This is a genomic window from Aequitasia blattaphilus (assembly GCF_024721305.1).
GTDB lineage: Bacteria > Bacillota > Clostridia > Lachnospirales > Lachnospiraceae > Aequitasia > Aequitasia blattaphila.
The window spans coordinates 57,298-70,552 of record NZ_JAMXOD010000017.1; the positions used below are offsets into that span (position 1 = coordinate 57,298).

Sequence of the window (13,255 nt, forward strand, 5' to 3'; positions counted from 1 at the left end):
TGGAGGATGAAAGCACAAGAATATCGTATGAATTTGTGGAATGAGTTTTTAGGAAGCGATAAGAGCAGATCGGAATTAGAAAGAGGAATCTTAAAGGAAATTGGGGAAAGGTATTCTGAAAATATAGGGACATTACTTAAGATTTATGAGGCCTTTGTAGAAAAGGATCGTTTTTATGAAGATGAAGGGAATCACATTCGATATGAAAGAGAAGGAGAAGATTACTATCTTATCATAGAAGACCAGGAGGTTGCTTTTGCAGAAGAAAGCTTTCGGCATATGCTGGTTACCATGTTGGATATAATGGAGGATACTTTGCCGCTTGGAACGGTAGTGGATTTGCGAAAGGAAATCTATCAGGCAGCACCGGATATAAACAAGGTGGATCACATTCGAATGGTAATTACGCACCGGTTTCTGGGAGAAGAGGGAAAACACTATTATTTTCCATATGGTGCAGTTGTGTATCCTACCGGGATGCTGGGACAAGCAGAAATTATGTATTTTACGAGAGCGGCGGTGCAACAGATTGTTAGAAAGGGATATCGGGATGAGGAAGAGGATGGTTTTGTTTATCTAATGAAGCAAGATTTAATTCTGAATCAAGGAAAAAGTTCTTTCGGTTATGCTCAGAAAGAAGAGATTGAAGCTTTCAACAGGAAAGTAAAGAAGGAGGGAAGGTAGAATGGACAAGGATTTAAAGCTTGATGAGACCGGTCTGATTAAAAGGACAGTGAACCTAGAAGAAGCAATCGCCACATATAAGAATTTTGCCCATAGACCTTTTACTCAAGAGGTATCTTTACTTGAAGGAATGAACTCGGATTTTTTGGCCAAGTTTAAAAACATGTTAGAAGATTTAAATGAGAGTAATACAAAGGTCATTGAAAATCTGCAGGGAGTTGCGGTAAAAGGAAAAGAGATTGCAGATACCTTTGAAGATATTGATGACGAAGCCAAGGAGAAGTTGGGGTATCAAAAAAGCAGCGGAGGTGTAAGATGAGTGTATTAGCAGCATGGGAAGCATCCAATCAAGTTTCTGCTTACATCAGAGAAGTTGAGCACCTAAAATATGCTGTGCGGCAGAATTTTGAGGACATGGATTTAGAAAATAATTATAGAAGGGATGAAATGGAGGATCGGGTGATTGCGGTCGAAGCGGAGTGCGATAGTATTATTGGAATATTGAATTCTCTAAACTTCGAGTAGGGAGGGTATAGATGAGAACAGACTTAAAAATCAATTATTCACATTTGGATGAGATAATAGATCGAATCAGAAATTATACAAATGCGGTAGAAGAATTGGAAGACAGCCTGCTTGATATGAAGAGATTCCTAAATGAGCAAAAATCAGATGCAGTGAGTGAGTTAGAGAGTAGCATTGGAAAAGTTAGTTCCGAACTTGTAAACCGAAAAGAGAAGCTGAGACATCTGGAAAATATGCTGCGAAGCTATCTGGGTGAGATGGAAGGCACGGTACCTGCAAGAAATCGCGAAAGCCAAGTGCGTGTGGACACCTATGATACAGCTTTTAATATTATGCAGATGGAGACCGAGGTAAATAGTGTAGAACAGAGCTGGAATACGAATGTATGGAGTGGATTCTACTTTGGTATTGGAGAAGATGCAGACGAGGAAAGAGAAAGACGAGAAAGAAATTATCAGCAAATAGAAGATATAAGAGCAAATTCGTTGGTGTACCTTGCAGCGATTACGAGAGATAATGTTCAAGAAATCAGAGATATTTATGAGAATCATTTAAAGACTTATGAGCAAAGAGATGATGAATTTCGTACCCAGATTAATGCAACTTATGATACACTTACAAGTGAAAAAGACAAGTGGGATAACTGTTGGGAGCTTTTTGGTTCAATCAGTAAATCAGCAATAAAGGGTCTTGCGACAGGATTGATTACAACCTTAGTAGTGGTTTTATTCCCGGAAGTAGCTTTGATAGGTGCGGCAGTAGTCGTAGTCGTTGGAGTTAAGGGTGTAGAAATGTTGGGGAAGGTGCCGAAAGAAGCTTTGCCAAGCTGGCTGCATGGTGCAAAAGACGTCAGCGACCGGTTAGAGAAAAATCCTCTTTCTATCGTTACGATGGCAGGTCAGGGGCTTATGGATACAATTCAAACCCCGGAGGGCGCCGCGACAGTAACCGGTACATTTATAGGTAGTCTGGTAGGTGCTAAAATAGGAGTGAAGCTCAAACCAAAGGTTGATGCTAAGATTGCAGATTTAAAGGCAAAGAGAGCGGAAACTAAGAAGCTGGATGGAACAACTCCGAAGACGAAGGATGTGAAGAGTCCGAAGATAAAGGACGGGGTGGTTGAGAAGGTTGAGGGAGTTAGTGGAGCTGATGTTGATAATTTTATTAAGAACAACGTAAATTCTATCTTTCAAAAGAACGTTAAAAATGCATTTACATCAGATGCTAAAGTAACAGTGCTTATAGAAGATAAGATAGTTTATAGATATCATGGTGGCGATTCTGGTGCAAAAAGTTATTGGTACACACCAAATAAAACAGCGAATCCTGGTGCTGATTTAGCATTACCAAGCGGTAACTCATATACACAGGTTGATAAGCTAGTTATTCCAAAAGGAACTGAAATAATGGAAGGTACAGTTGCCCCAAACTTTGGACAACCAGGAGGAGGGTATCAATATTATGTTCCTGACCCATCAGTTGTTAAAAAATATTAGAAAGGACAAAGTTATGGAAGAATATAAAAAAGAACTTTTAAAGTGTATAGATTTATGTGAGAATGAAATGTTAAGTCGCACTCAAGGTGTCAAAGGTGAAAGCACTGTTGAGCAATTAAAGGAAGTTATTTTGCCTGAATTAAACAAATTATTGGAAATCATTGAAAGTAATCAATTACCACCCAAAGAAAGCAGATATCTTAATTCATTTGCTAATGCATTTACAGTTTGGGGATGGGACATGCAAAATCCTACAGAATTATTTGTGTTACTTAATAAACTAAATAATGATTACAAAGAGCTGTAAATATTATGAGTTTGTATAGGGGTTAAAAAAGCTATAGAGAGTATTTTCTTTCAACAGATGACCAAGAAATAGTAGATCAACGAGCTGATGAAGAAAAGTAAATGCTCCATAGCCGGTATCTAGCCGTCCGTTAGGATTTAACCTTGATAATTAAAAAATGCGATGCTAAACTGAATAACCGATGAAAAAAGAAATATATTCTTGAGTTTCTCATCCGTCGGTGAAAACGGTCAAGCATCGTTTTTTTGATTGTCAAGGGTGGCGAAAGCTGAGAAAGTGCATAATAACAGAGCGTCTTATATGGCTATGTATACGGATGGTTTACCGTATACGAACAGAGAAGATGAGACTTATGATACAATTACCAATGAAAAGATAGGAGTGAAGCTCAAGCTAAAGGTCTGAAGAGCTCAAAGATAAAGGATGAGGTGGTTGGACTTATACAGAGAATAATGGATTATCAATTCCATAAGTTATATAATGGATAAATAAACAGATTGAATAAGGAATGATGAATGTATGAGTAAAACGATTACACTTTATACAAGACAGGTTGACAAGGTATGGAAAGAGCTTCAAAAGCAAGGAGAGTATACTGTAAAAAAAGAGTATGTTTTGGAGAAAAATGACAGCATTGCAGACTATTATCTGGATTTATATCAGTGGTATACAAAAGAAGGAAGAAAGCATATTGAGATTGATAAGAATCTGGAATACCCAATTTGGTTATCCTTAGACAAAGCCTCTATGCTGCAGCAAACGGAAGGAACCATTATTTTGAAGCTTGAAATCCCAAGGGAAGAAGTGCTGCTATGTAATAATGAAGCATGGGGTTATCGTGTGAATTATTGGTATATTCCCCTGGACAAAGAGGATGAGAAAAGGCATAATGAAGAGCTGAAACGATATGGTATATCCTGTGAAGCAGATATAATTTCAGGAGATAAAGGGAATTTCTACCCTTTGCTAAAGAGGAAGATTCTAAATAGTTGGGAGAGAGTTTTTACGTTAAAGCCGGATAAAGAATCCGATTACGTTGCAACAGTTTGGAAAATAAAAAAAGAATGGGTTAAGGGGCAGGAGCCGTGATGAGTCTACCAATATTTGAACGAATATTATTTAATATAAGTATGCTGATTTTACTAGCTGGCCTGTTGACAAAATTGCAGCCGGTGCGGCAATTTTTGTCAGAGGGAAAGCAGACAAAAAAGTCCCAGATATTATTGGCACTGCTATTTGGAGGAATCGGAATAATTGCAACATATACAGGGATACCGGTAGAGGGGGCAATTGCAAATGTGCGGGTGATTGGCGTTGTGTCAGCTGGAATTCTGGGTGGCCCTGTGGTAGGAGGACTGGCTGGAATTGTAGCCGGTGTCCATAGATATGTAATTGATGTTCATGGAATAACGGCAGTAGCCTGTGCTATTTCAACAGTTATGGAGGGATTAATTGGAGGACTGCTTTCGAATCGATTACGTTATGCGAAAAGACGCAGCTTGTGGGTGGGGGCAACAGCGTGTTTGGTAGAGATTATGCAGATGATTCTTATTTTGTTAATCGCCAAACCTTTTGAAGAGGCATGGAAACTGGTAAAATTGATTTCGGTCCCTATGATTTTATTTAATTCTCTGGGAGTCGTACTTTTTATTGGATTGTTTGACGCAGTACTGAATGAACAAAGCCGGGCTGCTGCTATGCGTATTAAGCTTGCATTTCAGATAGCAGAACGTTGCCTCCCTTATTTAAGAAAAGGCTTCTATGATGTGAAAGAGCTGCAAGGAGCAATGGATATTATTTTAGAAATGTCAGGGCTTTACGAGGTAGGGATAACAGACCAGGAAAGAATACTGTGCCGGGCAGGAAAAGATGATACGTCAATGGAAGCAGACTCTAGTCTTCCAGATATTGCAAAGCAAGTAATTGAGGAAGGTGATACAACAAAGGTCAGAACTCAAATTTACAATCATCAGCTTGCTATTTGTGCTCCCCTTACCCAAAAGGATGAAACAATTATGGGAACCCTTCTCCTTCGTACAAACAAAAGAGGGTGGTCTCAGATGGTAGAGAGCGAATTTGCAAGGGGATTGGCAAGGTTGTTCTCTACTCAGTTGGAGCTTTCTCAACTGGATCAGCAAAAGGCTCTACGGCAAAAAGCGGAACTTGAGGCATTACAAAGTCAGATAAATCCTCATTTTTTGTTTAACGCACTGTCAACAATCACGATGTTTTGCAGAGAAAAACCTGAGCGAGCCAGAGAACTTTTGCTTTCTTTGAGCTCCTATTTTCGAAATACACTTCAGACAGGAAAGAGTATGATTACAATCTATGACGAGCTGGAGCATGTGAGAGCTTATGTTGAGTTAGAGAAGGCACGATTTGGAGAAAAGTTGGTGGTTTCGGAAGATATTCCAAAAGATTTGAATTGTATTTTGCCAGCCTTTACGTTGCAGCCAATTGTGGAAAATGCAATTAAGCATGGAGCAATGAAGCAGGCAGGAGTAGGAAGGGTAAAAATTAGTGCTTACCGAACGCAAAAGGAAACAGTGATTCTTGTACGGGATAATGGACCGGGAATACCCAGTCAGGTTGTTCGAAATTTGTATGAGAATAACATGAGCGATGAATCGGTAGGTTTAACCAATGTGTATAACAGACTAAAGAATATTTATGGCGAGAAAAACTGTTTCATTGTGGAATCTGGAAACTATGGTGGGGTTGTAACAATACGAATCCCGACCTTGGCCAGAGGAACTACTTAAGAAAGGGAGAAAGTGATATATGCGTATATTAATTATTGACGATGAATATCCCAGTCGCAGCGAATTACGCTTTCTTATCACACATTATTTTCCGGAGATTGATTTGGGCGAGGCTGAAAGTGGAAAAGCGGCTCTGGAAAAATTTGAGATGGAAAGATATGATGCGGCTTTTGTAGATATACATTTAGGAGATATTACGGGAACAATTCTGGCAGGGGTTTTGAGAGAAAAGCAGCCAGACTTGAAAATTATATTTGCAACGGCATATGATGATTATGCAGTGCAGGCTTTTGAAATTGGGGCAGTCGATTACATTATGAAACCTTTCGATCCGGAACGAGTAAAGGCTAGTATAAATAGAATTCAGACCTCACATAAAGACATCAATCTTCCAGGGAAAATCTGCATTACTTTGAGTAAAAAGAAAGTGGTGCTGGATATTAATCAGATTGCATATATAGAAAGCAGAGGAAAAAATTGTATTGTACATGCAGAGGGGAAAGAGTATCAAAGTGTTCAGCACTTAGGAACGTTTGTGGAAAGATTGCCTGCTTCAATTTTTTTCCGTCCTCATAAAAGTTATCTTGTAAACTTAAATTACATATCCGAGGTAACTCCTTGGGTCAATAGTGCACTGTCACTTTTGTTGGCGGGTTACCCTGATGAACTGATTCCAGTCAGCCGTAATCAGGTAAAAAGGTTAAAAGATATTTTTGGTCTTTAATGATAATATGATGTTCATGGCGTGATACTGACATCTTGTATTCCAATATCAACATATGAGAGAGAGCTTGTTTTATTCAGGGCTCTTTTTTCATATAATGACAGAAAGCATATAAAATAGAGGAGGAAGAGAGAGATGATAACTTTTATAGCTTGTATCGTATTATTGATTATTGGGTACTTAACCTACGGGAAGTTTGTGGACAAGGTGTTTGGAACAGATGACAGAGAAACACCGGCAGTAAGACTTCAGGACGGTGTAGACTATGTCCCAATGAACAATAAGAGAATCTTTTTGATTCAGCTGTTGAACATTGCAGGACTTGGACCAATTACAGGGGCAATCCAGGGCGCTTTGTTTGGACCAGTTGTATACTTGTGGATTGTATTAGGAACTATATTTGCAGGTGGAGTTCATGACTATATGACAGGGATGCTGTCTATGCGAAACAATGGAGGCTCAATATCGGAAATAGTAGGGAAGTATTTAGGGGGAGGAATGAAGCAGGTGATGCGGGTATTTTCCGTAATTTTACTTCTGATGGTGGGGACTGTATTTGCAGTAGGACCATCTTCATTACTTGCGATGTTGACACCGAAAACCCTAGACAAAAACTTCTGGCTGATTGTGGTTTTGATTTATTATTTTCTGGCAACATTATTGCCAGTTGATAAGCTGATTGGAAAAATCTATCCGTTTTTTGGTGTTTGCTTAATTATTATGGCAGCAGGAGTAGGAGTGGGACTAGTGGCTAAAGGCTATCCGTTACCAGAGATGCAGCTTACCAATATGCATCCTTCTGATATCCCAATATGGCCATTTATGTTTATCACAGTAGCTTGTGGAGCAATTTCAGGATTCCATGCTACCCAATCTCCAATGATGGCGCGTTGCTTGACAACAGAAAAAAAAGGAAGACAGATTTTTTACGGAGCAATGGTTGCAGAAGGTGTTATTGCATTGGTATGGGCAGCAGCAGGAGTATCTTTCTATGAATCAACAGGAGGATTACTGGCAGTTCTTACAGACCCCAATATTGGACCAAACGGTGCGGTTTATGAAATTTGTATGACAATCCTAGGACCAGTTGGAGGGATTCTTGCGATGATTGGTGTTATTGCCTGTCCTATTTCCTCAGGTGACACAGCATTTAGAAGTGCAAGATTAACAATTGCAGACTGGTTCAAAGTGGATCAGTCAGATGTGAAGAAGAGATTAGCACTAACGGTACCTATTTTAGGATTTGGGGCGATTGTAGGAGGATTCTTTGATTACTCAGTAATCTGGCGTTATTTCTCATGGAGCAACCAGACATTAGCGATGATAGCATTATGGGCGGCTGCGGTATACTTATGGCAAAAGAAGAAGAAATATATAATTGCTGCAATTCCCGCAACTTTTATGTCGGCTGTAAGTGCGACATACTTTTTGGCTGCTCCAGAATGTTTAGGACTTATGAAACATGGAAAGTTATCACTAGCGTACGGTTTAGGTGCAGTAGTTGCATGTGTATTTCTTGGTATATTTTTAAAAACGACGGTTTTGAGTAAGAAACAAATGGAAAAGGAAGCTTAAATATTTTAATTTAAAAAGCAAGGGTGTCTGGTAACAGACACCCTTAAAGTTTGCAGATATAATGGATAATATCCATGAGTTTACTTATAAGTACATTGTTATCAAGAGACTCATCTTTGCATTTTTGCTCTAACAAATATTTTGTACTACTGATAATAATATCGTTTAACATCTCAATATTATCTTTTGTGACCCCAGTGTCATCCTGAATAAGAGGAGTCAGAATGCGGAAACTTCTTTCCGTTAGATTATTACCAAAATACATCATTTCAATTTCGGAAGAGAATACTTGGCGTTCTTCCGGAAAGATATCATAGTACTTGTTGAGAATGCTTTGAAGATCAGTACTTCTTTTTCCGAAAAAAAAGTTATAGAAGATTCCCGGCTGTTTGAAAATTGTATTATAAAACAGAGACCATATCTCCAGAAAATTCTCGGTAGAGGAATTTTTTTTCTCTCCAAGGGAAGCAAGGGCTATGCTATATTCTTGAAAATACTTTATAGAGGCAAGCATTAGGAGTTCGTCAAGGTCCTTAAAATAGAGGTAAATTGTTGAATTATGAAAACCAGCTTTATCAGCAATTCTTCGAATTGACAAATTTTCCACTCCATCTGCTTCTATCATTTCCTGAGCAGTATTTATAAACAAAGCCAGGGTGTGTTTCTTTTTATCTTCTTTTTCATTTGTCATTATTATAATCCGCCTTTTCTTTTTACCAAGAAATTATATCACACTGGAGCAAGGAGTATCAAATCTTAAATCTTTCTGTCAGCAACTATAGATAAGAGCTATAAGCGCTGGGAGAATATGTTAAAAAATTAATTGTTCTATTGACAATAAGCGCGCTTATGATTACAATGATTGTATAAATTTAAGGATAAGCGCGCTTATAAAATGAGAATATTGGCAAAAATAACCAATAGATAGAAGCTATTATTGTTAAAAATAGTGCGCGACAAAAGCCAAAGGAGGTTATTTATGAGGCTGGAAATTGGAAATTTTTACGTAAGAGAGATTGTTTTCGGAGATACTTTGAAGTTTGAACAAGGTATTCTCACAATCAACAAGGAGGCGGCACTTGATTTTATCCGGGAGGATGAACGAATCACAGAGGCAGAGCTTTATATTGCAAAGCCAGGAGATGACATTCGTATGTGTCCTGTAAAAGAAGCTGTTGAACCCCGGGTTCGCCCTGATGGAAGAAGTGCTTTTCCAGGGTACGTAGGAGAACTGGAGCAGGCAGGAGAAGGAATGACATATGCCTTGAAAGGATGCTCTGTACTGGTTGTCGGAAGGCATTGGGGAGGATTCCAGGATGGAATTGTTGACATGAGTGGAGAGGGACAGAAATACACACTTTTTGGCGAACTTCAAAATGTTGTTTTGGTAGCAGATACCAATGAAGAATTTGAAAAAAGAGAACAGCAAAAGAAAAACGATGCACTCAGAAGAGCTGGACATAGACTGGCTGAGTTTATAGCAGGATGTGTAAAGGACTTAGAGCCTGAAGAGGTAGAAAATTTTGATTTAGAGCCAATTATTAAAAGGGCTGCTGAAATTGAAAAGCTTCCATCTGTAGTATATGTAATGCAGCCTCAAACCCAAATGGAAGAGATGGGATATAATACTTTGGCTTATGGATGGGACATGAATCATATGGTTCCAACTTATATGCATCCAAATGAAGTTTTAGATGGGGCAATTATTTCTGGAAGTTTTATGCCTGTATCATCTAAATGGTCTACCTATGATTATCAAAATTGCCCAAACCTTAAGGCTTTGTATCAGGAGCATGGAAAATCAATTAACTTCCTGGGAGTGATTATGTCAAACCTAAATGTTGCATTGGAGCAAAAGGAAAGAGCAGCAATATATGTGGCTCAACTTGCCAAGAGTCTGGGAGCCGATGGTGCAATTGTAGCGGAGGAAGGATACGGCAATCCCGATGCGGACTTTATTGGATGCTATGTGGCACTTGAAGATGCAGGGGTGAAAACGGTGGGTGTCACAAATGAGTGTACTGGTAGAGATGGACAGTCACAGCCTTTGGTAACGTTGGATGAAAAATGTGATGCAATTGTATCCTGTGGGAATGTATCTGAGCTGATAGAGTTGCCACCTATGAAAGTAGTTTTAGGTGAGTTAGAAGCTCTTGGAAGAGACGGATTTTCCGGCGGTTGGGCTGATGATGAGATTTTAGGACCTTCTGTTAGACCAGATGGATCGATTATTATGGAAAACAACTCGATGTTCTGTGGGGATCGAGTTTGTGGCTGGTCAACAAAGACAATGAAAGAGTTTTAAGGAAGGAGATGAGACGATGAAAAAAGCGATTTTATATATCAATCAGTTTTTCGGACAGATTGGAGGAGAAGACAAAGCAGATTTTGAACCAGAGATTCGAGAAGGACAAGTTGGTCCTGGGATAGAGTTTGCAAAAAGTTTAAATGCAGAGCTGACCCATACTATTATCTGTGGGGATAACTTTATGGGATCCAATACAGAGGAGGCTGTCAAAATAATTTTAGAAATGCTTGAGGGGAAGGAAATGGATCTTTTCATTGCGGGACCAGCATTTCAGGCGGGAAGGTATGGTGTTGCCTGCGGAACAATTTGTAAAGCAGTGAAAGAAAAATTCGGAGTGCCTGTTGTAACATCTATGAATGTAGAAAATCCAGGTGTTGAGATGTTTAAGAAGGATATGTATATTCTTCAGGGTGGAAATATTGCATCCCGCATGAGAAAAGATGTAAAGGCTATGGTGAGTCTTTGTAATAAAATCTTAAATGAAGAAGAAATCGGATGGGCTGAAAAGGAAGGATATTTTGGAAGAGGTGTTCGCAAACAAATTTGGCTGGAAGAGGGAACACCGGCATCCGTACGAATGGTAGATATGCTTCTGAAAAAACTAAATGGAGAATCTTTTGAGACCGAATTGCCTATACCGAAGTTAGATCGGGTTCCAATTGCAGATGCAATTAAGGATTTGAAGAGTGCAAGGATTGCTTTAGTGACAACAGGGGGAATTGTGCCAGTGGATAATCCGGATCGTATTCAGTCAGCATCGGCGACCAGATGGGGACGTTATGACATTGGTGTAATAGAAGCTTTAAAGAGTGGTGAATATAAGACGATTCATGCAGGATTTGACCCGGCAGCTGCAGATGCTGATCCGAATGTTATTACTCCGGTTGATGCCTTACAGGTATTGCAAAAAGAAGGAGTCTACGGAAGCCTTCATCCATTCTTCTATTCGACAGTAGGAACAGGAACTACACAGGCTGAGGCAGAAAGAATGGCAAGAGAAATCGTTCCATATTTAAAAGAGGACAAAGTAGACGGCGTTATCATGGTATCCACATGAGGTACTTGTACTCGTTGCGGTGCAACGATGGTAAAAGAAATTGAAAAAGCGGGATTCCCGATTGTGCAGATGTGTAATCTGATTCCGGTAGCGAAAACAGTAGGGTCTAACAGAATTGTTCCAACAATCTCAATCCCTTATCCATTAGGAGACCCGGGAACACCAAAAGAGGAGCAGTGGAAGCTTCGATATCACCGTACAAAAGTGGCATTAGAAAGTCTTGCAACTGATATCAAAGAGCAGACAGTGTTTAAGGTGTAGGCTATGAAAAAAGAAAAGAACTATGTTTTTATTATTTCATTAATCCTTACTGGAGGAATTGCGCTTTGGGCAGTTGCGTTAAATGATAGTTTTACAAAGGCATCGGATGCAGTCTACGCATTTTTAACTCAAAATTTTGGATGGCTCTACTTAATAGCGATGTTCTTTTTTGTAATATTTGTAATCGCAATGGCTTTTAGTAAGTATGGCAAGGTAAAATTGGGAGCAGATGATTCCAAGCCGGAATATAGTACGGTGTCTTGGTTTGCAATGCTTTTTGGAGCAGGAATGGGAGTTGGATTGGTATTCTGGGGAATCTCAGAGCCAATCTCCCACTACATTAATCCTATGGGAATGGAAGGTGGTACAGAGGCTGCTGCAGATTTTGCTATGCGATCCTCCTTTATGCACTGGGGGATTCACCCTTGGGCTAATTATGCAATTATTGGTTTGGCGTTAGCTTATTTCCAGTTTAGGAAAAACAAACCAGGCCTTGTAAGCTCTATTTTTGAACCTTTAATAGGAGAAAAAAGAGTACAGGGATTCTGGGGGAAATTAATAGATGTTTTAGCTGTTTTTGCAACTGTTGCAGGTGTAACAACTTCTCTCGGGTTGGGAGTTCTTCAAATTAATAGTGGGTTGAATTACTTATTTGGAATTCCAACCAACCTAGTAATCCAGATTATTATTATTGTTGTGATTTCTATTATATACATTTGGTCAGCAGTTGCTGGTATTGAAAAGGGAATTAAGCTGGTATCAGATGCCAATCTTTATATTGCTTTAGCGTTGATGATACTGGTATTTTTAGTAGGACCTAAGATTGAAATCTTTAATAGCTTCACCAATGGTTTGGGAGAATATCTTGGTAATTTTATTCCAGATAGCTTGGGTATTAATAGCTACGGAGATAATTCATGGATTGAGGGCTGGAGAGTCTTTTACTGGGCATGGTGGATTGCATGGGCTCCCTTTGTAGGAGTGTTTATTGCAAGAATTTCCAAGGGACGTACGATTCGCGAGTTTATTGCAGGAGTAGTAGTCGCACCAAGTCTTGGTTCGTTAGTGTGGTTTGGGATTTTTGGAACTCTTGGAATCAATTTAGGAGAAAAAGGTATTTTATCATTGGAAACGTTGAAGGAGGTGGCAGCTGTTCCGGAAACAGGGCTATTTGTGGTAATGAGAGAGTATCCCTTTGGTACTATTTTATCCGTGATTGCCATGGTTCTCTTATGCACATTTTTTATAACATCAGCGAATTCCGGTACGTTTGTACTTTCTATGTTATCTTCGAAAGGAGATTTAAATCCCCCAAATAGTAAAAAAGTTCTTTGGGGAATTGTACAGTCTGTAATGGCAATCGGGTTACTGATTGCAGGGGGATTAAAGCCGCTTCAAATTATATCAATTGCAGCAGCATTCCCATTTATATTTATTATGTTGTTTGCCAGTGCCTCTTTACTAAAGGCATTAAAACAAGAAAAATTATAAGGTGGTAAGGAAATGGATAAGATATATGATGTAATCATTCTAGGTGCAGGTCCCGCAGGTTTAGC

At 39.2% G+C, this 13,255-nt stretch carries 14 protein-coding genes; 13 read left to right on the forward strand and 1 reads right to left on the reverse strand.

What is annotated here, in order from left to right; all coding sequences use genetic code 11:
• The first annotated feature begins 6 nt into the window (after positions 1-6).
• The 10 genes from NHH15_RS11735 to NHH15_RS11780 all read left to right on the forward strand — a co-directional run bounded on the left by NHH15_RS11735 (position 7) and on the right by NHH15_RS11780 (position 8,073).
• Complete coding sequence (locus NHH15_RS11735) at positions 7-684, forward strand: DUF4176 domain-containing protein (protein ID WP_262066866.1); 678 nt, start codon at positions 7-9, stop codon at positions 682-684.
• A gap of 1 nt (position 685) precedes the next feature.
• Positions 686-1,003 (forward strand): hypothetical protein, encoded by a 318-nt coding sequence (locus tag NHH15_RS11740; protein ID WP_262066867.1) that lies wholly within the window; start codon positions 686-688, stop codon positions 1,001-1,003.
• The gene (locus NHH15_RS11745; protein ID WP_262066868.1) at positions 1,000-1,209 is read left to right on the forward strand and encodes a hypothetical protein; all 210 of its coding nucleotides are present in this window, start codon (positions 1,000-1,002) and stop codon (positions 1,207-1,209) included. Before NHH15_RS11740 ends, NHH15_RS11745 begins: the two co-directional genes overlap by 4 nt.
• An 11-nt stretch (positions 1,210-1,220) precedes the next feature.
• Entirely contained in the window at positions 1,221-2,705 is a 1,485-nt protein-coding gene (locus tag NHH15_RS11750; protein WP_262066869.1) for a TNT domain-containing protein, read from the forward strand.
• Between the two features lie 13 nt (positions 2,706-2,718).
• Complete coding sequence (locus tag NHH15_RS11755) at positions 2,719-3,012, forward strand: hypothetical protein (protein ID WP_262066870.1); 294 nt, start codon at positions 2,719-2,721, stop codon at positions 3,010-3,012.
• 276 nt (positions 3,013-3,288) lie between these two features.
• Complete coding sequence (locus tag NHH15_RS11760; protein WP_262066871.1) at positions 3,289-3,417, forward strand: hypothetical protein; 129 nt, start codon at positions 3,289-3,291, stop codon at positions 3,415-3,417.
• 114 nt (positions 3,418-3,531) lie between these two features.
• Positions 3,532-4,101 (forward strand): DUF3841 domain-containing protein, encoded by a 570-nt coding sequence (locus tag NHH15_RS11765; RefSeq protein WP_262066872.1) that lies wholly within the window; start codon positions 3,532-3,534, stop codon positions 4,099-4,101.
• Complete coding sequence (locus NHH15_RS11770; protein ID WP_262066873.1) at positions 4,101-5,774, forward strand: LytS/YhcK type 5TM receptor domain-containing protein; 1,674 nt, start codon at positions 4,101-4,103, stop codon at positions 5,772-5,774. Before NHH15_RS11765 ends, NHH15_RS11770 begins: the two co-directional genes overlap by 1 nt.
• Positions 5,775-5,793: 19 nt before the next feature.
• Entirely contained in the window at positions 5,794-6,498 is a 705-nt protein-coding gene (locus NHH15_RS11775) for a LytR/AlgR family response regulator transcription factor (RefSeq protein ID WP_262066874.1), read from the forward strand.
• 135 nt (positions 6,499-6,633) lie between these two features.
• Positions 6,634-8,073, forward strand: coding sequence for a carbon starvation CstA family protein (locus NHH15_RS11780; RefSeq protein ID WP_262066875.1), 1,440 nt, complete (start codon positions 6,634-6,636; stop codon positions 8,071-8,073).
• A 43-nt stretch (positions 8,074-8,116) separates the two neighbouring features.
• On the opposite strand, the gene NHH15_RS11785 is transcribed toward NHH15_RS11780, so the two are convergent.
• On the reverse strand, positions 8,117-8,764 hold the full coding sequence (locus NHH15_RS11785) for a TetR/AcrR family transcriptional regulator (protein ID WP_262066876.1): 648 nt from the start codon (positions 8,762-8,764) through the stop codon (positions 8,117-8,119).
• A gap of 288 nt (positions 8,765-9,052) precedes the next feature.
• Between NHH15_RS11785 and NHH15_RS11790 the strand changes: the two genes are divergently transcribed.
• From NHH15_RS11790 to NHH15_RS11800, 3 genes are read left to right on the forward strand one after another with little or no spacing between them, the layout of a single operon-like run.
• Positions 9,053-10,378, forward strand: coding sequence for a glycine/sarcosine/betaine reductase component B subunit (locus tag NHH15_RS11790; RefSeq protein ID WP_262066877.1), 1,326 nt, complete (start codon positions 9,053-9,055; stop codon positions 10,376-10,378).
• 16 nt (positions 10,379-10,394) lie between these two features.
• Positions 10,395-11,699, forward strand: coding sequence for a betaine reductase selenoprotein B (grdH, locus tag NHH15_RS11795; RefSeq protein WP_262066878.1), 1,305 nt, complete (start codon positions 10,395-10,397; stop codon positions 11,697-11,699).
• Between the two features lie 3 nt (positions 11,700-11,702).
• On the forward strand, positions 11,703-13,190 hold the full coding sequence (locus tag NHH15_RS11800; RefSeq protein ID WP_262066879.1) for a glycine betaine uptake BCCT transporter: 1,488 nt from the start codon (positions 11,703-11,705) through the stop codon (positions 13,188-13,190).
• Positions 13,191-13,255: the final 65 nt, after the last annotated feature.

What these genes read in the sequence shown, in the direction of transcription:
- NHH15_RS11735 (WP_262066866.1), top strand. Translation starts at nt 7, where the DNA reads ATGAAAGCACAAGAATATCGTATGAATTTGTGGAATGAGTTTTTAGGA.
- NHH15_RS11740 (WP_262066867.1), top strand. Translation starts at nt 686, where the DNA reads ATGGACAAGGATTTAAAGCTTGATGAGACCGGTCTGATTAAAAGGACA.
- NHH15_RS11745 (WP_262066868.1), top strand. Translation starts at nt 1,000, where the DNA reads ATGAGTGTATTAGCAGCATGGGAAGCATCCAATCAAGTTTCTGCTTAC.
- NHH15_RS11750 (WP_262066869.1), top strand. Translation starts at nt 1,221, where the DNA reads ATGAGAACAGACTTAAAAATCAATTATTCACATTTGGATGAGATAATA.
- NHH15_RS11755 (WP_262066870.1), top strand. Translation starts at nt 2,719, where the DNA reads ATGGAAGAATATAAAAAAGAACTTTTAAAGTGTATAGATTTATGTGAG.
- NHH15_RS11765 (WP_262066872.1), top strand. Translation starts at nt 3,532, where the DNA reads ATGAGTAAAACGATTACACTTTATACAAGACAGGTTGACAAGGTATGG.
- NHH15_RS11770 (WP_262066873.1), top strand. Translation starts at nt 4,101, where the DNA reads ATGAGTCTACCAATATTTGAACGAATATTATTTAATATAAGTATGCTG.
- NHH15_RS11775 (WP_262066874.1), top strand. Translation starts at nt 5,794, where the DNA reads ATGCGTATATTAATTATTGACGATGAATATCCCAGTCGCAGCGAATTA.
- NHH15_RS11780 (WP_262066875.1), top strand. Translation starts at nt 6,634, where the DNA reads ATGATAACTTTTATAGCTTGTATCGTATTATTGATTATTGGGTACTTA.
- NHH15_RS11785 (WP_262066876.1), bottom strand. Translation starts at nt 8,764, where the DNA reads ATGACAAATGAAAAAGAAGATAAAAAGAAACACACCCTGGCTTTGTTT.
- NHH15_RS11790 (WP_262066877.1), top strand. Translation starts at nt 9,053, where the DNA reads ATGAGGCTGGAAATTGGAAATTTTTACGTAAGAGAGATTGTTTTCGGA.
- NHH15_RS11800 (WP_262066879.1), top strand. Translation starts at nt 11,703, where the DNA reads ATGAAAAAAGAAAAGAACTATGTTTTTATTATTTCATTAATCCTTACT.